The 18,950-nt window shown below is 71.4% G+C and carries 25 protein-coding genes and 2 pseudogenes; 19 read left to right on the forward strand and 8 right to left on the reverse strand.

Annotated features, from left to right (window positions below; all coding sequences use genetic code 11):
• The first annotated feature begins 27 nt into the window (after positions 1-27).
• From OG870_RS37275 to OG870_RS37320, 10 genes are read left to right on the forward strand one after another with little or no spacing between them, the layout of a single operon-like run.
• Positions 28-387, forward strand: coding sequence for a gas vesicle protein GvpO (locus OG870_RS37275; RefSeq protein WP_266591244.1), 360 nt, complete (start codon positions 28-30; stop codon positions 385-387).
• Between the two features lie 59 nt (positions 388-446).
• Entirely contained in the window at positions 447-884 is a 438-nt protein-coding gene (locus OG870_RS37280; protein ID WP_266591246.1) for a gas vesicle structural protein GvpA, read from the forward strand.
• Positions 881-1,651 (forward strand): GvpL/GvpF family gas vesicle protein, encoded by a 771-nt coding sequence (locus OG870_RS37285; RefSeq protein ID WP_266525150.1) that lies wholly within the window; start codon positions 881-883, stop codon positions 1,649-1,651. The genes OG870_RS37280 and OG870_RS37285 overlap by 4 nt, the downstream gene beginning before the upstream one ends.
• Before the next feature lie 4 nt (positions 1,652-1,655).
• Entirely contained in the window at positions 1,656-1,919 is a 264-nt protein-coding gene (locus OG870_RS37290; RefSeq protein ID WP_266591248.1) for a gas vesicle protein GvpG, read from the forward strand.
• Positions 1,916-2,647: a DNA primase gene (locus tag OG870_RS37295; RefSeq protein WP_266591250.1), complete on the forward strand. Its 732-nt coding sequence runs from the start codon at positions 1,916-1,918 to the stop codon at positions 2,645-2,647. The genes OG870_RS37290 and OG870_RS37295 overlap by 4 nt, the downstream gene beginning before the upstream one ends.
• Positions 2,644-3,684 (forward strand): SRPBCC family protein, encoded by a 1,041-nt coding sequence (locus OG870_RS37300; RefSeq protein WP_266591252.1) that lies wholly within the window; start codon positions 2,644-2,646, stop codon positions 3,682-3,684. Before OG870_RS37295 ends, OG870_RS37300 begins: the two co-directional genes overlap by 4 nt.
• Entirely contained in the window at positions 3,681-4,025 is a 345-nt protein-coding gene (locus OG870_RS37305) for a gas vesicle protein (protein ID WP_266591254.1), read from the forward strand. Before OG870_RS37300 ends, OG870_RS37305 begins: the two co-directional genes overlap by 4 nt.
• Positions 4,022-4,882: a GvpL/GvpF family gas vesicle protein gene (locus tag OG870_RS37310; protein WP_266591256.1), complete on the forward strand. Its 861-nt coding sequence runs from the start codon at positions 4,022-4,024 to the stop codon at positions 4,880-4,882. The genes OG870_RS37305 and OG870_RS37310 overlap by 4 nt, the downstream gene beginning before the upstream one ends.
• Positions 4,879-5,061, forward strand: a complete 183-nt coding sequence (locus OG870_RS37315; RefSeq protein ID WP_266525162.1) for a gas vesicle protein — start codon at positions 4,879-4,881, stop codon at positions 5,059-5,061. The genes OG870_RS37310 and OG870_RS37315 overlap by 4 nt, the downstream gene beginning before the upstream one ends.
• Before the next feature lies 1 nt (position 5,062).
• A complete protein-coding gene (locus OG870_RS37320; protein ID WP_266591258.1) occupies positions 5,063-5,347 on the forward strand; it encodes a gas vesicle protein K in 285 nt (94 codons plus the stop codon).
• A 92-nt stretch (positions 5,348-5,439) separates the two neighbouring features.
• Here OG870_RS37320 and OG870_RS37325 read toward each other — a convergent pair whose 3' ends face one another.
• The 3 genes and pseudogenes from OG870_RS37325 to OG870_RS37335 form a co-directional block, all read right to left on the reverse strand.
• Positions 5,440-6,261 (reverse strand): class I SAM-dependent methyltransferase, encoded by an 822-nt coding sequence (locus OG870_RS37325; RefSeq protein WP_266591259.1) that lies wholly within the window; start codon positions 6,259-6,261, stop codon positions 5,440-5,442.
• A gap of 117 nt (positions 6,262-6,378) precedes the next feature.
• Positions 6,379-6,616: pseudogene (locus tag OG870_RS37330) on the reverse strand (phosphoesterase); the annotation flags it as partial.
• 69 nt (positions 6,617-6,685) lie between these two features.
• Positions 6,686-6,826 (reverse strand): hypothetical protein, encoded by a 141-nt coding sequence (locus tag OG870_RS37335; RefSeq protein WP_266591261.1) that lies wholly within the window; start codon positions 6,824-6,826, stop codon positions 6,686-6,688.
• A gap of 71 nt (positions 6,827-6,897) precedes the next feature.
• Between OG870_RS37335 and OG870_RS37340 the strand changes: the two genes are divergently transcribed.
• From OG870_RS37340 to OG870_RS37350, 3 genes are all read left to right on the forward strand, one after another.
• Positions 6,898-7,554, forward strand: coding sequence for a histidine phosphatase family protein (locus tag OG870_RS37340; protein WP_266591263.1), 657 nt, complete (start codon positions 6,898-6,900; stop codon positions 7,552-7,554).
• 61 nt (positions 7,555-7,615) lie between these two features.
• The gene (locus OG870_RS37345; RefSeq protein WP_266525172.1) at positions 7,616-9,235 is read left to right on the forward strand and encodes an ABC-F family ATP-binding cassette domain-containing protein; all 1,620 of its coding nucleotides are present in this window, start codon (positions 7,616-7,618) and stop codon (positions 9,233-9,235) included.
• Positions 9,236-9,394: 159 nt separating this feature from the next.
• Positions 9,395-9,643, forward strand: a complete 249-nt coding sequence (locus OG870_RS37350) for a DUF6158 family protein (RefSeq protein ID WP_266525174.1) — start codon at positions 9,395-9,397, stop codon at positions 9,641-9,643.
• 134 nt (positions 9,644-9,777) lie between these two features.
• Here OG870_RS37350 and OG870_RS37355 read toward each other — a convergent pair whose 3' ends face one another.
• The 4 genes and pseudogenes from OG870_RS37355 to OG870_RS37370 all read right to left on the reverse strand — a co-directional run bounded on the left by OG870_RS37355 (position 9,778) and on the right by OG870_RS37370 (position 12,023).
• Entirely contained in the window at positions 9,778-10,323 is a 546-nt protein-coding gene (locus tag OG870_RS37355; protein ID WP_266591265.1) for a type 1 glutamine amidotransferase domain-containing protein, read from the reverse strand.
• Positions 10,324-10,328: 5 nt separating this feature from the next.
• Positions 10,329-10,948 (reverse strand): annotated as a pseudogene (locus OG870_RS37360) (diguanylate cyclase).
• Positions 10,945-11,379 (reverse strand): CBS domain-containing protein, encoded by a 435-nt coding sequence (locus OG870_RS37365; protein WP_266525178.1) that lies wholly within the window; start codon positions 11,377-11,379, stop codon positions 10,945-10,947. The pseudogene OG870_RS37360 and the gene OG870_RS37365 overlap by 4 nt, the downstream one beginning before the upstream one ends.
• Positions 11,380-11,630: 251 nt before the next feature.
• Complete coding sequence (locus tag OG870_RS37370; RefSeq protein ID WP_266591267.1) at positions 11,631-12,023, reverse strand: DUF2795 domain-containing protein; 393 nt, start codon at positions 12,021-12,023, stop codon at positions 11,631-11,633.
• Positions 12,024-12,151: 128 nt separating this feature from the next.
• Between OG870_RS37370 and OG870_RS37375 the strand changes: the two genes are divergently transcribed.
• Entirely contained in the window at positions 12,152-12,289 is a 138-nt protein-coding gene (locus OG870_RS37375; protein WP_266525182.1) for a hypothetical protein, read from the forward strand.
• A gap of 445 nt (positions 12,290-12,734) precedes the next feature.
• Positions 12,735-13,529, forward strand: a complete 795-nt coding sequence (locus OG870_RS37380; RefSeq protein ID WP_266591269.1) for an RNA polymerase sigma factor SigF — start codon at positions 12,735-12,737, stop codon at positions 13,527-13,529.
• Here OG870_RS37380 and OG870_RS37385 read toward each other — a convergent pair.
• Complete coding sequence (locus OG870_RS37385) at positions 13,510-14,625, reverse strand: GAF domain-containing protein (RefSeq protein ID WP_266591271.1); 1,116 nt, start codon at positions 14,623-14,625, stop codon at positions 13,510-13,512. The genes OG870_RS37380 and OG870_RS37385 overlap by 20 nt on opposite strands.
• 87 nt (positions 14,626-14,712) lie before the next feature.
• On the opposite strand from OG870_RS37385, the gene OG870_RS37390 reads away from it, so the two are divergent.
• From OG870_RS37390 to OG870_RS37405, 4 genes are all read left to right on the forward strand, one after another.
• Complete coding sequence (locus tag OG870_RS37390; RefSeq protein WP_266525188.1) at positions 14,713-15,432, forward strand: ANTAR domain-containing response regulator; 720 nt, start codon at positions 14,713-14,715, stop codon at positions 15,430-15,432.
• 152 nt (positions 15,433-15,584) lie between these two features.
• On the forward strand, positions 15,585-16,364 hold the full coding sequence (locus OG870_RS37395; RefSeq protein WP_266591273.1) for a hypothetical protein: 780 nt from the start codon (positions 15,585-15,587) through the stop codon (positions 16,362-16,364).
• 95 nt (positions 16,365-16,459) lie between these two features.
• On the forward strand, positions 16,460-17,707 hold the full coding sequence (locus OG870_RS37400; RefSeq protein ID WP_266525192.1) for an aminotransferase class I/II-fold pyridoxal phosphate-dependent enzyme: 1,248 nt from the start codon (positions 16,460-16,462) through the stop codon (positions 17,705-17,707).
• A complete protein-coding gene (locus tag OG870_RS37405) occupies positions 17,704-18,855 on the forward strand; it encodes an MBL fold metallo-hydrolase (protein WP_266591275.1) in 1,152 nt (383 codons plus the stop codon). The genes OG870_RS37400 and OG870_RS37405 overlap by 4 nt, the downstream gene beginning before the upstream one ends.
• Positions 18,856-18,950: the final 95 nt, after the last annotated feature.

Below are 18,950 nucleotides of genomic sequence, written 5' to 3' on the forward strand. Positions count from 1 at the left end.
TGGGGCCACCCGGAGCCAGAGGTGCCCATGGCGAACACAAGAAGCACGCAAGAGTCACAAAGTTCACGGAACGCGGACTCGCAGAAGAAGACAGACAAGGAAAGCAGCGTGGCGGACAAGAGGCCGAGCCCCATGGAGGTGCTGCGCAATGCGTGTGCCCAGCTCGCGGAGCTCACCGGCATGGCCGTCGAGGGCGCTTCGGCCTTCGAGCAGACGGAGGACGGCTGGTCGCTGGAGGTCGAGGTGCTGGAGCTGGAAAGGGTGCCCGACACGATGAGCCTGCTGGCCAGCTACCAGGTCGAAGTCGACTCCGAGGGGCAGCTCACCGGCTATCGGCGCGTTCGCCGTTACGAACGCGGGCGGTCCGATCCGCACCGCGGCCGGTAGGCCGCCCACGTGAAACACACGTCCGTACACCAGTCCACAGACAAGGAGGCATGGTCGGCATGACGGTTGTCCCGGCACAACAGAGCGGCGGAGGGGGCGGCAGCAGTGGCCTTTACGACGTCCTGGAGCTCGTCCTCGACAGGGGTCTGGTCATAGACGCGTTCGTACGGGTCTCCCTGGTCGGCATCGAGATCCTGAAGATCGACGTACGTGTCGTCGTGGCCAGCGTCGACACCTATCTGCGTTTCGCCGAGGCGTGCAACCGCCTCGACCTGGAGGCAGGGCCGCGCAAGGACCCGGGTCTGCCCGACCTCGTGGGCGAGATGACCGAGTCCGGCGCGCGCGGCAAGTCCAAGGGCGCGCTCTCCGGGGCCGCCGAAACCATCTCCGACGCTTTCAAGCAGGCACGTGACGAGGGTGGCCGCGAGCGGGAGACCGAGTCCCGGCCGCGCGCCCGCAAGGCCACGTCCTCGCGCAGGAAGGAGGAGCAGGAATGAGCACGTACGTGTACGGCATCGCCGCGAGCTCGTATCCCGCGCTCCCCAAGGGCATGAGCGGCGTCGGCGATCCGCCCCTCCCGGTCCGCGTCCTCACGGAGGGCGAGCTCGCGGCCGTCGTGAGCGACGCCCCCGAGGGGCTGCGGCCCAAGCGCAAGGACCTGCTCGCCCACCAGGCCGTGCTCGCCGAAGTGGGCGCGGAGGGCGCCGTGCTGCCCATGAGGTTCGGCAGCGTCGCCCCGGACGACGACACGGTCACCTCCGTGCTCGCCGAACGCGCCGACCACTACAAGGAGCGCCTGCACGCCCTGGACGGCAAGGTCGAGTACAACGTCAAGGCCACGCACCAGGAAGACGCCGTCCTGCACCGCGTGATGTCCGAGAACCCGGAGATCCGCGCCATGAGCGAGGCCAACCGGCAGGCGGGCGGCGGCAGTTACGACCAGCGGCTGCAGCTCGGCGAGATGGTCGTGGCCGCCGTCCAGGCGCGGGAGGCCGAGGACGCGTCCGACGTGCAGCGCGCCCTGGAGCAGGTGGCCGCCGATGTGAACGCGGGCCCGGAGTCCAGCGGCTGGCTGGTCAACCTGTCCTTCCTCGTGGACCGCGACTCCGCCGAGACGTTCCTGGCGGCGGTCGAGCAGGTTCGCAAGGACTATCCGCACATCGAGCTGCGCGTCAACGGCCCGCTGCCGCCGTACAGCTTCGTCGAGCCCGGTCCCGCCGAGCACGCGGGCAGTACCGCCGGCCCGGGAATCGCCCAGGAGTGAGGCCGTGGGACTGATCAGTGAGCTGGTCCTGCTGCCCTTCGCCCCGGTGCGCGGGAGCGGGTGGGTGATCGGGCAGGTGCTGCGCGAGGCGGAACGGATCTACTACGACCCGGCCACCGTCAGGGCCGAACTCGCCAAGCTCGAGGAGCAGTTGGAGGCGGGCGAGATCGACGAGGAGGAGTTCGACCGACAGGAGGACGAGCTTCTGGACCGGCTGGAAATCGGCCTGCGCGGTGGCGCGGCCCCGGGGAACTGGACGACACAATGAACCGAGTGGGACTCGGCCTCGCGATAGGGGCCGGATACGTCCTCGGACGTACCAAGAAGATGAAACTGGCGTTCGCGGTCGGCACCATGGTGGCGGGCAAGCGGATGCATCTGAGCCCGCGGGCGCTTGCGGACATGGCGTCCCAGCAACTGCAGAACAATCCGCAGTTCAAGGAGATCGGGGACCAGCTGCGCGAGGACCTGCGCGGCGTCGGCAAGGCAGCCTCGGGCGCGATGGTCGAGCGGCAGATCGACGCCCTCGCCGACCGCCTCCACGGACGCACCGCCCAGGTCCGCGACGAGCTCACGGGCATGACGGACGGGGCGACGGACCTCCTCGAGGACGACGACGAGGACGAGGAGTCGGAGGAGAACGAGGGCGAGGAGCCCCAGGAGGAATACGAGGACGACGAAGCGGAGAGCGACGAGCCGGAGAACGAGGAGCCCGAGGACTCGGAGCCTGAGGACGAAGAGAGGGACGACGAGTCGGAGGCCGAGGAGGAGCCTCCGGCGAAGAAGACCGCCAAGAAGGCCGCGAAGAAGGCGCCGGCCAGGAAGACGGCCGCGAAGCGGGCTCCTGCCAAGAAGGCTCCTGCCAAGAAGACCGCGACGAAGCAGACACCGGCGAAGAAGACCGCCAAGAAGACGGCCGCCCGCAAGACGGCCGCCGCCAGGGGCGGCGCCCGTTCAGCCCGGGCCCGTCTGCCGAAGGGAGGCGGTGAGCGATGACCGAGACCCGGGAATCCGCGACCTCGGCGGCGCGCGGCGCCAAAGGAGCGACCGCCCCGCTGACAGACATGGCGAAGAGCGAGGCCGCCGAGCGGCTCAAGGCCGAACTGCAGGAGTACCTCGCCGCACAGACCACGCGGCTGCTCGTCGGCGTCGGCCGCAAACTCGGCGAGACCACCGGCAAGCTGAACGACATCGCCGAGGGCAACAGCCCGGGCTTCGCCAAGCTCGCCCTCGACGGCGGCCGCAAGTTCGCCGAGGGCAAGGGCCCCCTGCGCACCGCGCTGGAGGTCGGCGCCACGCGTGCCAAGGACAACGTCGTCGGTGCCTTCAAGAACCTCGGCGGCGGCAAGGGCAAGCGCAAGGGCGGGGCGGGCAAGAAGCCCACCGTCATCCTCGAGTACGTCGACGTCGGCGTGCCGCTGCGCACGGCCTACGACCAGTGGACCCAGTACCAGGACTTCAGCACCTTCGCGAAGGGGGTCAAGAGCGCCAACCGCGCCGACGACACCCAGTCGGACTGGCAGCTGAAGGTCTTCTGGTCCAACCGCAGCTGGAAGGCGAAGACCACCGAGCAGGTGCCGGACGACCGGATCTCCTGGACCTCGGAGGGCGCCAAGGGCACCACGAAGGGTGTCGTCTCCTTCCACACGCTCGACGACAGCCTCACCCGCATCGTGCTGGTCATCGAGTACTACCCCACGGGCCTGTTCGAGAAGACCGGCAACATCTGGCGCGCCCAGGGCCGCCGGGCCCGGCTCGACCTCAAGAACTACGCCCGCTTCGTCACCCTCAAGGGAGAGGCGGCGGACAGCTGGCGCGGCGAGATCCGCGACGGAGAGGTCGTCCAGAGCCACGAGGACGCCATCGCCGAGGAGGAATCCGCCCAGGAGGACGACGAGTCGTACGAGGGCGAGGACGGCGGCGAGGAAGAGAGCGGCGAGTACGACGAGGAGCCCGAGGACGAGTACGAGTACGAGGAGGAGGGCGAGGAAGAGCCCGAGTACGAGTACGCCGACGGTGGGAGCCGTCGATGAGTATGGCCGGCCGGATGCCCGAACCCTACGGACAGGGTTCGGGCGCCAACCTTGCCGACATCCTGGAGCGCGTGCTCGACAAGGGCATCGTGATCGCCGGCGACATACGGATCAACCTCCTCGACATCGAACTCCTCACGATCAAGCTCCGGCTCATCGTCTGCTCGGTGGACAAGGCGAAGGAGATGGGGATCGACTGGTGGGAGACCGACCCCGCCCTGTCCTCCGGTGCCCGCCGCAACGAACTCGCCCAGGAGAACGCCGAGTTGCGTGAGCGGCTGGCTCGGCTGGAGCAGCTTGAGCCCGGCCGTGAAGTCCGCGACGTGAAGGAGGCACCATGACCGGACTGCGGTACGTCTACGCCGTCTGCCGCCCTTTCGGCGCGCCGCTGCAGGCCCAGTTGAAAGGCGTGGCGGGCGATCCGCCCCGGCTGCTGACCCATCACGGCCTGATCGCCGTGGTGAGCCATGTGCCGGAGCGGGACTTCGCCCAGGAGCCGCTTCACCGGCGGCTGGAGGACCTGGACTGGCTGACCGAGACCGCACGCGCCCACCAGAGCGTGATCGACGCGCTCACCGTCGTCACCACGCCGCTGCCCCTCAGGATGGCCACCGTCTTCCGGGACGACAGCGGTGTCCGCGTGATGATGGAGGCGCGTGAGGACGACTTCCGGCGCACCCTCGACCGACTGGAGGGGCGGGTGGAATGGGGCGTGAAGGTCTTCGCCGAGGCCGAGACCGAGGCCGAGACCGGGGCCGAAGCCGGGGCCGGGGGCGGGAAAACCGGAGAAGGTGAAGCGCCGCCCGCGCGGAAGGCGGCGTCGGGCCGGGACTATCTGCGGCAGCGGCGTATGCGGATGCGGGCGACCGAGGACACGTGGAAGCGGACCGAAGAATTCGCGGACGAGCTGCACGCGGCGCTTTCCGGGTACGCGGAGGATTCCCGGCTGCACGCCCCGCAGAATCCCGCCCTGTCCGGAGTGTCCGGCCGGAACGTTCTGAACGCTGCCTATCTCGTACCCCGTAATCATTCCGAGGAATTCGTGGAAATGGTGGACCGCACCAAGGGCGAAACAAAGGCGGACAGCCCGGCAATACGGGTCGAACTCACCGGTCCATGGGCTGCCTACTCCTTTGCGGGAGAAGAGATCGCGGGAGAAGCGGCTGCGGGAGAAGCGGCCGCAGGGGAGGGGGCATGACCGTCGTCGAACGCCGGGAGATCGCCCTCGTGGACCTGCTCGACCGGCTGCTCGCCGGCGGAGTCGTCATCACGGGGGACATCACACTGCGCATCGCGGACGTCGACCTGGTCCGCATCGACCTGAACGCACTGATCAGCTCGGTCAACGAGCAGGTGCCGTCGCCCTGGGGGGACTGACGTGACCGAACGCCGCAACCGGCTCGACCTGGAACCCGACACCGTCGAACGCGACCTGGTCAAACTCGTGCTGACCGTCGTCGAGCTGCTGCGCCAGCTCATGGAACGCCAGGCGCTGCGCCGCTTCGACACGGGAGATCTCAGTGAGGACCAGGAAGAGCGGATCGGGCTCACGCTCATGCTCCTCGACGACCGTATGACCGAACTGCGTGAGCGGTACGGACTGGGGCCCGAGGACCTGAATCTGGACCTCGGGCCGCTCGGACCGCTGCTTCCCAGGGAATGAACCCCGGGAGTCACTGCTACTGACTCAAATGCTACTGACTCAGCCGCGCACCAGGAATTCCAGTAGCCACAGCGCGACAACCGCAAGTGAATTCAGGCGCCCTTGCGGCACAGAATCTCCGCGTGCAGGACGGCGAACCAGGCCTCCTCGTGTGCACCCCATTCCCGCCAGGCGTCCGATACGGCTCGCAGCTGTTCCACGGTGGCGTGGCCGCCTTCGGTGGCCCGCTCCGCGTACGCCGACGCCAGCGTCCGGTCCGCCCACAGCGCGCTCCACCATGCCCGCTCGTCGGGCGTGGCGAAGGTCCAGGTGCTGGAGGTCGCCGTGATGTCGGACAGACCCGCCCGCAGCGCCCAGGACTTCAGCCGCCGCCCGGCGTCCGGCTCGCCGCCGTTGGCGCGGGCCACCCGTCGGTACAGGTCCAGCCAGTCGTCCATCCCCTGGGACGCCGGGTACCAGGTCATGGCCGCGTAGTCCGAGTCGCGCACCGCGATGAACCCGCCCGGCCTGGTCACCCGCCTCATCTCGCGCAGCGCCTGCACCGGATCGCCGACGTGCTGCAGCACCTGGTGGGCGTGGACGACGCAGAACGTGTCGTCCGGGTAGTCCAAAGCGTGCACGTCCGCGACCGCGAACCCGACGTTCGTCAGGCCTCGTTCGGCGGCCGTGGCCCGGGCCTGATCCAGGATCCCCGGCGCGTGGTCGACGCCGGTGACGTGACCATCGGGGACCAGTGCCGCCAGGTCGGCGGTGATGGTGCCCGGGCCGCAGCCGATGTCCAGGATCTTCATGTGCGGCTTCAGGGAGCCGAGCAGATACGCCGCGGAGTTGGCGGCGGTCCGCCAGGTGTGGGAACGCAGCACCGACTCGTGGTGCCCGTGCGTGTAGACGGCGGTCTCCTGCGGCTTCGACATGGCTGAACTCCCCTGTTCGACGTCCTGTCGGTACGCAACACCGTACGCCCGCATGTCGAATGGTGAGACCCTGGTATTGCTATATGGACTGATGGGGCGTCAGTAAAGAGGTTCCGGTCACCCGGTCAGGTCAGAGGTCGATTGCCCGGTCAGGGGCCGGCGCACCGTCAGCGCCTCGGGAAGCTTCTCCGGCGTCACTTCGCCGTCCGCCTCGGTGACTTCGCCGTCATGGGCAAGGAGTGTGCCGGGGGAAGGGGGCGACGCCCGCCAGGCGCAGGCTGCCCACCCGGACCGCCGCGGGGGCGGGGGAGCACGACGGCGGTCCCGCCAGGGTGGCCGCGAGCAGCCGCAGCGCACGTGGTGTGCGGCTCGCCGCCATGGCGGTCGCCGCCGCGAACCACGGCACACCGGTTCGCGCTCCGGATCAGCCGCGCGGCACGGGCTCGGCGGCGGGCTGGTTCCGCTCGGCGGTGAACTCGAAGAGACGGCTGTCCGGCCCGAGCAGTCGCATGCGCAGCGGGTGGAGGCCCGGGTTCGGGAGGGTGAGGGCCACGTCGGGGCTCATGTCGTGCCGGGTACCCTGAAGTGCCCGTTTCCTGTCCCGCGGGCGCTGACCGACACCCGGAGGGCCTCTGCATGCGTCTGCTCCTCGTACGCCACGGCCAGACCCCCTCGAACGTCGACTTCCTGCTTGACACCGCCGTCCCGGGACCGGGCCTGACCGCGCTCGGCGAGCGGCAGGCGGCCGCGCTGCCCGAGGCGCTCGCCGACGAGGACATCGAGGCCCTGTACGCCTCCACCCTCGTACGCACACAGCTCACCGCCGCCCCGCTGGCGACCGCCCGCCGCCTGGACGTCCTGGTCCGGGACGGTATCCGCGAGCTCACGGCGGGTGACCTGGAGATGCTGCCCGGCGACACGGAGCAGGGCGCCCTCTACATGAAGACGGTGTTCGCCTGGGCGGCCGGGGACACCGCGCTCCGGATGCCCGGCGGGGAGAGCGGCGCCGAGGCCCTCGCGCGCTACGACGCCGTGGTCGCCGAGGCCGCGGGCAGCGGCGCCGGTACGGTCGCGATGGTCAGCCACGGCGCGGCGATCCGCATGTGGACGGCGGCCCGCGCCGACAACGTCGACGTCGCCTTCGCCGCGGCCCGCCCCCTCGACAACACCGGCGTGGTGATCCTGGAGGGCTCGCCGGCGGACGGCTGGAAGGCCCTCACCTGGGCGGGCGCGACAGTGGCCGCCAGCGGTGACAGCGGACCCGCGGGGCGCCCTGTGGGCGAGCCGGCTTGACCCCGACCGGACCTGATAAGCGTTTGCCCGACCACGCGGACCGCCCGCAGAATGCGACCTCATGGGACATCTGGAAGCCGCACACCTCGAGTACTACCTCCCCGACGGGAGGGCGCTGCTCGGCGATGTGTCCTTCCGGGTGGGCGAAGGGGCCGCCGTGGCCCTGGTCGGGCCCAACGGCGCGGGCAAGACGACCCTGCTGCGGCTGATCTCCGGTGAGCTGAAACCGCACGGCGGCACCGTCACCGTCAGTGGCGGCCTGGGTGTGATGCGGCAGTTCGTGGGGTCGGTACGGGACGAGACGACCGTGCGGGACCTGCTCGTGTCGGTCGCGCCGCCCCGCATCCGGGAGGCCGCCGAGGCCGTCGACAGGGCCGAGCACCTCATCATGACCGTCGACGACGAGGCGGCCCAGCTGAAGTACGCGCAGGCGCTCTCCGACTGGGCCGAGGCGCGCGGGTACGAGGCGGAGACGCTGTGGGACATGTGCACCACGGCCGCGCTCGGGGTGCCGTACGAGAAGGCGCAGTTCCGGCAGGTGCGCACGCTGTCCGGCGGTGAGCAGAAGCGGCTCGTGCTGGAGGCGCTGCTGCGCGGCACCGACGAGGTGCTGCTCCTCGACGAGCCGGACAACTATCTCGACGTGCCCGGCAAGCGGTGGCTGGAGGAGCGGCTGAAGGAGACCCGCAAGACGGTCCTCTTCGTCTCCCACGACCGCGAACTCCTCGCCCGGGCCGCGGAGAAGATCGTCTCCGTGGAGCCCTCGCCCGCCGGCGCCGACGCCTGGGTGCACGGCGGCGGCTTCGCCACGTACCACGACGCCCGGCGTGAACGCTTCGCCCGTTTCGAGGAGTTGCGCAGGCGCTGGGACGAGAAGCACGCCCAGCTGAAGAAGCTGGTCCTGAATCTCCGTCAGGCGGCCAGCATCAGCCACGAGTTGGCGTCCCGCTACCAGGCCGCGCAGACCCGGCTGCGCAAGTTCGAGGAGGCCGGGCCGCCGCCCGAGCCGCCGCGCGAGCAGGACATCCGGATGCGGCTCAAGGGCGGCCGCACCGGCGTAAGGGCCGTCACCTGCAAGGGACTTGAGCTCACCGGTCTGATGAAGCCCTTCGACCTGGAGGTCTTCTACGGCGAACGCGTCGCCGTCCTCGGTTCGAACGGCTCCGGCAAGTCGCACTTCCTGCGGCTGCTGGCCGGCGGCGAGGTGGCGCACACGGGGGAGTGGAAGCTCGGCGCGCGGGTGGTGCCCGGGCACTTCGCCCAGACGCACGCCCACCCCGAGCTCCAGGGCCGCACGCTGCTCGACATCCTGTGGAAGGAGCACGCCCAGGACCGGGGCGCGGCGATGTCGCGCCTGCGCCGCTACGAGCTCACCGGCCAGGCCGAGCAGACCTTCGACCGGCTCTCCGGCGGTCAGCAGGCCCGCTTCCAGATCCTGCTGCTGGAACTGGAGGGCGTCACCGCCCTGCTCCTCGACGAGCCGACCGACAACCTCGACCTGGAGTCCGCGGAGGCGCTCCAGGAGGGCCTGGAGGCCTTCGACGGCACGGTGCTCGCGGTCACGCACGACCGCTGGTTCGCCCGCTCCTTCGACCGCTACCTGGTCTTCGGCAGCGACGGCCGCGTCCGCGAGAGTGTCGAGCCGGTCTGGGACGAGCGCCGCGTGGAGCGGGCGCGGTAGCCGCCGGACGGGCGTACACGGAGGCCCGGGGGCCGGGATGTTCGTAGAGTGGAGGCAGGAAGGCGAGATCCATGGCCCCCGCCCGGGCGCCGCTTGGGACTGTTGCCACCGGACGGGTACCCGGACCGCAGGGACGAACACGACGAGCGGGGTAACACCATGACCGGAGTCGACCCCAGCCGGCTGGACGACCAGCAGCTCATGAAGGAGCTGGAGACGATCCACCGCACGCGCCACGACACGCTGCTCTACGCCTCCACCGACGCGCTGCGGGCCCACAACGATCGTATGGCCCAGCTGGAGGGCGAGTATCTGCGCCGCAACCCGCGGCGCATGGTGGCGGCGGGCCGTACCCGCGAAGGCGCCCGGGACCGCCAGTGCGGGGAGTCGGCGACTCCCCGCGGCTGACCCGCCGTGTCCGACGGCACCCGTTCAGCGACGAGCCGGCGGCCGGTCCGGGTCGGGCCCGCGTTCGCCGGCGGCCGGCGGGTCGTCGGCGTGGAAGGACTCGCGCTGTTCCTGCGTGCGGTCGGCGGGGGAGGTCATCGGCCGGCCTCCGCGGAGAACACGTGCAGGAACGCGTCGCAGAACGCCTTCAGATCGTCCGGCTTGCGGCTGGTGACCAGCTTGCCGGCGCCGTGGTCGCAGATCTTGACCTGCTCGTCGACCCAGGTGCCGCCCGCGTTGCGGATGTCCGTCCGCAGGCTCGGCCAGGAGGTGAGCACCCGGCCGCGTACGACATCGGCCTCGACCAGCGTCCACGGGGCGTGGCAGATCGCGGCGACCGGCAGGCCCTGCTCGAAGAAGTCCTTCACGAACGCCACGGCCTTCTCGTCCATGCGCAGGGCGTCGGGGTTGGCCACGCCGCCCGGCAGGACCAGCCCGCCGAAGGAACCGGCCGAGGTCTCACCCACGACCTCGTCGACGGGGAAGGTGTCCGCCTTGTCGAGATGGTCGAAGGCCTGGATCTCACCGGCTTCGGTCGACACCAGCACGGGCTCGTGGCCCGCGTCCTTCGCCGCCTGCCACGGATCGGTGAGCTCGATCTGTTCGACGCCTTCGGGTGCGGTCAGGAATGCGATACGCATGTGGTTCAACGTCCTTTCGTAGCACGCCAGTTGACTTCGTCACCAGTGGCGCGTTTCCTCTCGCGCCGCGCCGCGCGTACACAGCGCAACAGTTCCTCGCCGTACGGCAGCGCGACACAGGTGCCGATCGCGACGGCGATGCCCGCGAGACAGCCGCGCGACAGCGGCCGCCGCCGCGGCACCGGACGCCAGGCGTCGGGGTGGCCGCCGCCACCGCACAGCAGGGCCTTGACCTGGTCGGCGTGCAGACACATCAGCGCGGACAGCGCACCGAACGGCAGCGACTCCAGGAAGCTGTGGACGTGCTGCTCCAGTGGTGTGACCTCGCGGTCGCCTCGTGCACCGCGGCGCCGCCCAACTGCACGGAAAGCAGAAGGGGGTTGACCTCGTAGCGCAGGATCAGCGCGATGGGGATGCCGACCTCGGTCATCATCAGAGCGTGGATCAGGGACTCCTTGGTGCCCGCGGTGTCCTCGATGCGGCTGCGCCGGTGCATCGCCCAGTCGGCGAGACCGGGCACGAACCGGCTGGGTAACAGCCCGTACAGGAGATAGCGGGTCGTCGCCTCACCGACGTTGACGGTGCCCCCGCCGGTGCTGATCCCCGCTGGCTGGTCCCGGCTCATACGGGGCCCCGGCCGTCCGGCACGGCCCGGCTGATCTCGGCGAGCGTCGAGTCCGGGTCCTGCACCTCGGCGAGATCGCCGAGGGTCACCATCCCGACCGGCAGCCCGTCCTCCACTACCGGCAGCCGGCGTACGGCGTGTGTGCGCATGAGTGCCACGGCGGCCGCGACCGGGTCGTCCGGGGCGAGCAGCACCGGATCCGGAGTGCACACGGACTGTGCGCTCACCGTCAGCGGATCGAGGCCTTCCGCAACCGCCCGCACCGTGATGTCGCGATCGGTGAGCACGCCGACGACCTCCTGTCCGTCGGCCACCAGGACATCGCCGATGTCCTGCACCCGCATCAGTTGCGCCGCCTCGACGAGTGACGCGTCCGGGCGGACGGCGACCACGCCCGGCGTCATGACCTCCCTGACGAAATCAGCCTTCACTGTGGGTCATTCCTCCGTTCCCCGGCCGATGGGGGCGCCGTGGCCGGCCTCGGCATGACGCAAGCCCGCAGTACGCAGCCCGCAGTACCCCTGAGCCGAAGGCTCATGCGGGCCGGTCCTCTGGGCGGTGGGTACCTCGTCCCGCGCACCTCGTCCCGCCGGAAGGCGCGTCGGGATTCGGCGGTCCGGACCGGCGGGCCGGTGATGCGGTTGCCGCCGATCCTTCGTGGCCCGTGCCGAGCGCACCCGGTCTACGCCGGCCGCTTCTGCCCGGCTTCGACGAGTGCCTCCGCCAGTTGCTGGACGGTGGTGAAGCGCGTCGCGCGCGGCAGGTGCTCCACCGGCTCGATGAGGGCGTCGGGGGCGTAGGCCCGGCGCAGTGTGCGGGCCAGCTCGCGCGGGCCCGCGGGGAACGCGTGACGGCTCAGGTACCGGGTCAGCTCCGTACGGACCGCCGAAAGGGAGGCCCGGGAGCGCCCGGGTGCGATGGGGCCGCCCGCGATTTCGGGGTCGTCGTCGGCGGTGGGTTCCGGGTCGTGCCACTCCTCGGTCCGCGTGGGATGCCCGGACCGGAGCAGACCTTGCAGTTCGTGCTTCATCTCCTCGTCGCGGTGGGCGCTCATCCGGTCACTGCCTCGCTGCATGACTCCCTCCAGATCTTCGGGGGTGGGCCACCGCGTACCCGAAGAACGGAACCCGACACGGGTTTGCACAGGGAAACGGGGGAGACCCGATGAGAGCCCCCCACCCCATTCCCCGGGAGGGAACGGCCATGATGTTCCTCGCTGTGCTCATCCCCCTCCTCATGCTCGGCGTGGTGCTGGCGCTCGGCCGCTATGAGGAACTGCTGCTGCCCAAGGAGAAGACCGCCAAGAGCGAGGACGCCCTGGCCGGTCCGCAAGGAACCTAGTGCCCCGGCAGGCAACGTTCGCCCCGTCACGACGCCCGGCACGCTCCCCACTGCCTCACGGGCGTGGGAGGTGCCCCCTCGCCGCACCGGGCACAGACCCAAGTACGTCCAGCACGAGGGCCCGCACCCGGCACTCGCACCCGGCACTCCCCCAGTCTCCGGCCGGGGGGACGGACCCCCAGGGCACGCACCGGACGCCGCTTCTTTGCGGGCAAACGTTGCCTGCCGAGGCACCAGGGCTGTTCCACTCCGGCTTCGGCTCGGAAACCTTCGCCGGTGTTTGTGCCCGGGGCGCGGGGGCAGGCGCAGTCCGAGTGCTTCGGACAGGAGGCACGTCCGTGGGAGTAGCCCCGAGCCGCCCCGGCCGAGCCTGTCCCGAAAGCACGGCCGCGCTCCCACGGTGACCGTCCAACCCAGAGCACAATCAAGGGAGTTGCGACGCACCATGCCCACCAAAGTGAGCGTGAAGCACCACCCGCACGACGACGCCCCCGACACCGCCGAGTCCTTCCGCAAACTCGCCACGCTGCCCGCCGGCCAGCAGCGCGACACCCTGCGCGAGCAGGTCGTCGAGGCCTGGCTGCCGATGGCCGACCGGATCGCGGGACGGTTCCGCAACCGCGGCGAGAGCATCGACGACCTGCGGCAGGTCGCGGCCCTCGGCCTGGTCAAGGCCGTCGACCGTTACGACCCCGCACTCGGCAACGCCTTCGAGAGTTACGCCGTACCCACCATCACCGGCGAGATCAAGCGGCACTTCCGCGACCACATGTGGACCCTGCACGTACCGCGCCGGGTCCAGGACCTGCGCAACCGCGTCCGGTTCGCCACACAGGACCTCTCCCAGACCATTTCGGGCCGCGGGCCCACCACCGCGGAGATCGCCGAGCACGCGAACCTGACCGAGGAGGACGTCCGGGCCGGCCTGGAGGCGCTGGAGAGCTTCACCGCGCTCTCGCTCGACGCCGAACTGCCCGGCAGCGCGGACGGCTACTCCCTGAGCGACGCCCTCGGCTCCGCGGACCCCGCGCTGGACACTGTCGTGGACCGCGAGTCGGTCAAGCCCCGGCTGGCCGCGCTGCCCGAACGCGAGCGGACCATCCTGTACATGCGGTTCTTCGGCGGCATGACGCAGAGCCGCATCGCCGACGAGCTCGGGATCTCCCAGATGCACGTGTCGCGGCTGATCAGCCGGTGCTGCGCCCGGATGCGGGACCAGATCATGCGCGAGGCCGCATAGCCAGCGCCAGATGGCGGGACACCATGTCCATCGCCTGCGCCTCCGCCATCGAGAACGCCGGGCGGGGCCCGCAACGGAACAGGGTGAGCACCCCGCGCAGGGAGCCTTCGGCCTTCAGCGGCACGCACAGCAGTGACGTGACGTTCGCCTGTACGAGGACGGGGGAGCCCGTGGCGGTCCGGCCGAAGGCGTCCGGGTCCGGCGGACGTATCTGCAGCGCCGGGGACCCGGTCCGGGCCGTCTCGACGACAAGCGGGCAGGTGGCCGGATCCTGCGCTTCCAGCGCCGCCGCGTCCTCGTCCGGCGGGGCCAGCACAGCCGTACGCGACAGGCCGCCCGGGCCGGCGTCGGCGATCACCCAGTCGGCGAACCCCTCGTGCAGCACTCGCGCCGCCGCCTGAAGGGCGGCCTCCCGGTCCGCGGTCAGCAGGGCCGTGGTCACCGCGTCCAGCAGGTCCAGCACGGACGCGTGCCGGGTGGCCTCGGCGAGGTCGGGGATCTGTCCCGTCGGCGGATCCGGCGGTGTGGCGGGCGTGCCGAGCCCGCCGGGCTGGAGCACGACCACAACCGTCGTGCCCGGCTCGCCGCTCGGGTGCACGGCTGCCAGTGTGGCGTGCACCGGGACGGTGGGCTGCTGCTGGAGGCGGACGGTGAGGCTGCGGTCGCCCTCGCCGCGGGCCACCGCCGCGGCCTGGGAGCGGAACGCCGCCCGGTCGGCGTGGGTGAGGAACCCGGTCAGCGGCCGGCCCGTCGCATGGCCGGCGCGCACGCCGGTGAAGGCACTCGCGGCGCCGTTCACCCGCCGCACCACCGTCTCCTTGTCGATCAGCGCCACCGGGAGTGGGAGGCGCTGGAACACGGTGCGCAGCAGGTGCCGCTCCTGCCGGTCCGCAAAGTCACCGCTTCGGGCCGCGCCCGCCGCCGACAGCTGTTCGTACCAGGGCTCCAACTGGCCTACCACATGGTCGAGTTCGAAGATCGCCGCATCCAGCACCGTGGGCAGATCCCGGCCGGACACGGATCTCGCGGCCTTCAACTCCGCTACGCGGCGCACGAAATCTTCAAGTTCTTCACCGAATTCGTCCGTCTGCGTCATGCGTCGAACCTAGCGCGACTCCCGTCCCCTGCCGCTGTTTTCGGTCCCGGCGAGGGGGAAGGCGGGCGGGGAGCGGAGGAGTTCACCATGCCGGAAACCGGGCAGCACGCCCGCCGTTGGGGTACGGAGCCCGCCGAGCCCGCTCTTGTGGGGCGGCGACTGTCGGAACTGGTCGAGGAGGCCGTGCGCTGCACCGTCGACTGCTGCGGAGCGAGCGGCCTGGTGGCCGAGGGCGGCAGCGAACGGCCCGCCGCCGTCAGCCATCCCGACCTCGCCCCGCTCGTCGCCGTACAGCTCCAGTCCGGGGACGGACCCATCCCGGCCGCCCTGGAACACGGGGAGCCCGCCCGGTCCCCGGACCTGCTGCGCGAGGACCGCTGGCCGGACTACCGTGCCCTGGCGCTCGACTCGGGGGTGCGCTCCAGCGTCACGCTGCCCTTCCGGCGGGCCGGCCTCGCGGTGACCCTCAGCCTCTACAGCTTCCGGCCCGGCGCCCTGGAGGACGCCCCGCACGGAGCTGTCCGGGCGCTCGGCGACCTCGCCATGACATGTATCGTCCGCGACCGTTCCTACCGGGCCGCGCTCACCGAACTCGACCAGCTCGGTACGGCCCTGCGCTCCCGTCCCCTCATCGACCAGGCCTGCGGCATCGTCATGCATGTGCTGGGCTGCGACGCGGACGACGCCTTCGGGGTGCTGCGCCGCATCTCGCAGGTCAGCAACCGCAAGCTGTCCGACGTGGCGTCGGCGGTGGTCGAGCGGCGGGGCAGGGGGCTGGAACGAGACCTGGCCGCGCTGATGAACTGACGGCCCGCGTCCCAACCGTGTCACCCACTCGGGTGCGCCTGTCGCGCGAATGGGGCTCGGCCGCGCGCGCCTCGCGACCGCGCGGGCTGTGATGGGCTACGGGGCACGATCACCGTGCTCCCGAGAAGTCGCCCGTCGAAGGAGCCTTCCCCATGCGTTCCACCGCCCGTGTCCTGTCCGTCGCGGCCCTGGCCAGTGCCACGCTCGGCTTCGCCGCCTCGGCCGCCCTTGCGGACCCGGCCGCGGAGGTCAGTCCGAGCACCGTCTCCCCAGGGGGCAGTGTCACCGTCTCGGTCTCCTGCGAAGCGACCGGCGGCCAGGCGCCCGCCACCATCGACGCCACCTCCGAGGCCTTCGACGAGGGCACCGTCCAGCTGCAACGCGTCCCCGGCAACGACGAGGGGACGGCAGGCCCCGCCTACCGCGGCACCGCCCGTATCTCCTCGGCCGAGGACTTCGCGGCCGACGGCCCCGAAGAGGCGGCCCAGGACTCCGCGTGGGCCGTCGACGGCACCTGCCCGGGCGCACCCGGCGGAAAAGGCAAGCCGTGGAGAGCCACGTTCCAGGGGAACCACGGTGATGGAGGCGGCGGCGGTGGCGGTGCTGTCGACGGCAGTGGCGTAGGCGGTGGCAGTGGCGTCGGCGGTGGCGGCGTCGTAGGCGGTGGTGGCGGGTTCGTGGGCGATGGCGGCGTAGGTGGTGGAGGGACCGCCGGCGATGGTGTCGTCGGCGGTGGCGAGAGCCGGCCCTGCCCCGAGCCGAACAGCGACTCCTGCGGCAGCGCACCGGTCCAGCACGGGGTGGAGGCGGGCGAGGGCGGCACCTTCACCGACTCCGTGCCCGCCCTGGTCATGGGCGGCATCCTGATCGCGGGCGCGATGGGCGCGGCCGCGTACCGGCTGTGGCACAGGGGCACCGCCCTGCGCGGCTGACCCGTCGTGTGACGGGCGCAACTCCAGCGAAAGCCCATGGGCCGGCGGCACCCTGGGTACCCAGAGCCCGACGGCACGACTGCGCGGAGGTACGCATGCGGCGGACGGACCCGGAAGGCCACGGCCCCGTCCGGTACGGGCCGCCGTTGCCCGAGGACGGGCTGCCCGTACTGCCCGCACTGGCCGACGTACTCGCCGGGGCCGCCGCCCGCGCCGAGGGGGAGCCGATCGGTGGCGGACCGGAGCTGATCGAGGCCGCGGGCGGCTACTGGCGGCGGCGCGGTCTGGCCACCGAGCCGGGCCTCGTGGCCGCCGGTCCCGGGGCACACTCGCTGCTGCTCGCGCTGACCGCCGCGCTCGGCGGCGACGTCCTGGTGCCGAGACCCTGCGCGGCCTGGTGGGCGCCGTACGCACGCCTGTTGGGAAGACCCGTCTTCCATGTCGCGACGCCGGCCGAGTGCGGTGGCGTCCCGGATCCTTACGCGCTCCTGGAGACCGTGCGCAGAGTGCGCGCCGAGGGCGGGGACCCGCGACTGCTCGTCCTGTCGGTCGCGGACGACCCCACCGCCACCGTCGCCCCGCCCGAGGTGCTGCACGAGTGCGTCGAGGCCGCCGCCGGGGAGGGCCTGCACCTGGTCAGCGACGAGACCTGGCGCGACACCCTGCACCATCCGCACGACACCGTGCTGCTCAGCCCCGCCGAGATGCTGCCCGACCGGGTCACCGTCGTCACCGATCTGGCGGGCGCGCTGCTGCCGACGGCCTGGCCGGCCGCGGTGGCCCGTTTCCCGGCCGGCGAGGCGGGCCGTGACCTCCACGCGCGCGTGCTCGACGTGCTGACCGCGCTCGGCGCCCACGTCGCCGGCCCGGTCGCCGCCCCCGCCGCACACGCGCTGCGAGAGCCCGAGCCGGTCACCGCGCGGGTGACCGCCGCCGTGCGCCTGCACGCACGCGTGGCCGCCGCGGTGCACGCGGCCGTCGTCGCGGCGGGCGCCCTGTCCCTGCCCCCGCAGGCGGGCCGCCACCTGTACGCCGACCTCGGCCCGCTCCGCCCAGCGCTCACCGCACACGGTGTCGGCGACGCGCAGGAACTGGAGGACTTCCTCACCACCCGGCTCGGCATGCCCGCGCCGGGCGGCCACCGCTTCGGCGACGAACTCGGCGCGCTGCGCGTACGGCTGTCCACCGGCCCGCTGCTGGGCCGTACGGACGAGGAACGCGCGGAATGCCTCAGCTCACCCGCGCCGTTGGAACTGCCACACGTGCAACGCGCGTTGAGTCATGTGAAGTCGGTCTTCGACGATCTCCGCGACGACGCTCAGCGATGGGAGCCTCCTCGATGACGCAACAGACCGAGTCGACCACCACCACGAGCAGGACCAGTTCGAGCGGCACCAGCACGAGCAGCATCACTTCGAGCAGCATCAGTACGAGTACGACGACACGTACGAGTACGACGACACGTACGACCGCCGGGGAGGTCGGCGATCCGGCGTGCGCAGCCCCGTTCGCGCCCCCGTTCCCGCCGCTCGCCGAACCCCGCCCGCTGGGCGAGCCCCGGGTGTGGCCGCGAACCTTCCACGACCGCCTGACCGCCCCGCTGCCCAGTCTCAAGTCCATGGCCCGCTTCGCCCGCGAGGGCTCCGTCCGCCCCGGGCGCGAGGGCCTCGCCGACATCCCCAGGCTTCCCTTCGCACCCGCGCCGCTGCCCCGCGTCGACGCCCGTACCGTCGCCGTCTCCTGGGCGGGACACGCCAGTTGGGTGGTCCGGATCGGCGGACTGACCGTCCTCACCGATCCCGTCTGGTCCCGCCGCATCCTCGGCACGCCCGCCCGCATCACCCCGGTCGGCATCCCCTGGAACACCCTGCCGCGCGTCGACGCCGTCGTCATCAGCCACAACCACTACGACCACCTGGACGCCCCCACACTGCGCCGACTCCCGCGCGACACCCCGGTGTTCGTGCCGGCGGGACTGGGCGGCTGGTTCCGCCGCCGCCGCTTCACCACCATCACGGAACTGGACTGGTGGGAGGCGGCCGAACTGAACGGCGTCCGCTTCGACTTCGTCCCCGCCCACCACTGGTCCAAGCGCACCCTCACCGACACCTGCCGCACCCTGTGGGGCGGTTGGGTCCTCACCGACTCCGACGGTCGGCGCGTCCACTTCGCGGGCGACACGGGGTACGGCCACTGGTTCGCCCGCATCGGCGAGCGCTACCCGGGCATCGACCTCGCCCTCCTCCCGATCGGCGCCTACGACCCACGCTGGTGGCTCAGCGACGTCCACTGCGACCCGGAGGAGGCGGTACGGGCGGCCCAGGACCTCGGTGCGAGAAGGGTGGCGCCCATGCACTGGGCGACGTTCGTCCTGTCCGCCGAGCCGGTCCTGGAACCGCTCACACGCGTGCGTGCGGCCTGGGAGAAGGCGGGCCTGGACCGAGAGGACCTGTGGGACCTGCCGGTAGGAGGATCCCGGGTTCTTGACTAGCTGACGATCAGGGGACGCGCCCCAAGGGGCGCGGGGCTGTGTCGATATGCGGCTCCGCCGCGTGAACGCGATCAACCACAACAGACCCGCGCCCC

This window comes from Streptomyces sp. NBC_00461 (assembly GCF_036013935.1).
In the GTDB taxonomy this organism is placed as follows: Bacteria; Actinomycetota; Actinomycetes; order Streptomycetales; family Streptomycetaceae; genus Streptomyces.

Coding starts and splice junctions, on each gene's coding strand:
- OG870_RS37305 (WP_266591254.1), top strand. CDS start 3,681: ATGAGTATGGCCGGCCGGATGCCCGAACCCTACGGACAGGGTTCGGGC.
- OG870_RS37335 (WP_266591261.1), bottom strand. CDS start 6,826: ATGAGCCCCGACGTGGCCCTCACCCTCCCGAACCCGGGCCTCCACCCG.
- OG870_RS37340 (WP_266591263.1), top strand. CDS start 6,898: ATGCGTCTGCTCCTCGTACGCCACGGCCAGACCCCCTCGAACGTCGAC.
- OG870_RS37325 (WP_266591259.1), bottom strand. CDS start 6,261: ATGTCGAAGCCGCAGGAGACCGCCGTCTACACGCACGGGCACCACGAG.
- OG870_RS37300 (WP_266591252.1), top strand. CDS start 2,644: ATGACCGAGACCCGGGAATCCGCGACCTCGGCGGCGCGCGGCGCCAAA.
- OG870_RS37280 (WP_266591246.1), top strand. CDS start 447: ATGACGGTTGTCCCGGCACAACAGAGCGGCGGAGGGGGCGGCAGCAGT.
- OG870_RS37355 (WP_266591265.1), bottom strand. CDS start 10,323: ATGCGTATCGCATTCCTGACCGCACCCGAAGGCGTCGAACAGATCGAG.
- OG870_RS37400 (WP_266525192.1), top strand. CDS start 16,460: ATGCGGCGGACGGACCCGGAAGGCCACGGCCCCGTCCGGTACGGGCCG.
- OG870_RS37385 (WP_266591271.1), bottom strand. CDS start 14,625: ATGACGCAGACGGACGAATTCGGTGAAGAACTTGAAGATTTCGTGCGC.
- OG870_RS37390 (WP_266525188.1), top strand. CDS start 14,713: ATGCCGGAAACCGGGCAGCACGCCCGCCGTTGGGGTACGGAGCCCGCC.
- OG870_RS37275 (WP_266591244.1), top strand. CDS start 28: ATGGCGAACACAAGAAGCACGCAAGAGTCACAAAGTTCACGGAACGCG.
- OG870_RS37345 (WP_266525172.1), top strand. CDS start 7,616: ATGGGACATCTGGAAGCCGCACACCTCGAGTACTACCTCCCCGACGGG.
- OG870_RS37350 (WP_266525174.1), top strand. CDS start 9,395: ATGACCGGAGTCGACCCCAGCCGGCTGGACGACCAGCAGCTCATGAAG.
- OG870_RS37285 (WP_266525150.1), top strand. CDS start 881: ATGAGCACGTACGTGTACGGCATCGCCGCGAGCTCGTATCCCGCGCTC.
- OG870_RS37375 (WP_266525182.1), top strand. CDS start 12,152: ATGATGTTCCTCGCTGTGCTCATCCCCCTCCTCATGCTCGGCGTGGTG.
- OG870_RS37380 (WP_266591269.1), top strand. CDS start 12,735: ATGCCCACCAAAGTGAGCGTGAAGCACCACCCGCACGACGACGCCCCC.
- OG870_RS37310 (WP_266591256.1), top strand. CDS start 4,022: ATGACCGGACTGCGGTACGTCTACGCCGTCTGCCGCCCTTTCGGCGCG.
- OG870_RS37295 (WP_266591250.1), top strand. CDS start 1,916: ATGAACCGAGTGGGACTCGGCCTCGCGATAGGGGCCGGATACGTCCTC.
- OG870_RS37405 (WP_266591275.1), top strand. CDS start 17,704: ATGACGCAACAGACCGAGTCGACCACCACCACGAGCAGGACCAGTTCG.
- OG870_RS37370 (WP_266591267.1), bottom strand. CDS start 12,023: ATGCAGCGAGGCAGTGACCGGATGAGCGCCCACCGCGACGAGGAGATG.
- OG870_RS37315 (WP_266525162.1), top strand. CDS start 4,879: ATGACCGTCGTCGAACGCCGGGAGATCGCCCTCGTGGACCTGCTCGAC.
- OG870_RS37395 (WP_266591273.1), top strand. CDS start 15,585: ATGCGTTCCACCGCCCGTGTCCTGTCCGTCGCGGCCCTGGCCAGTGCC.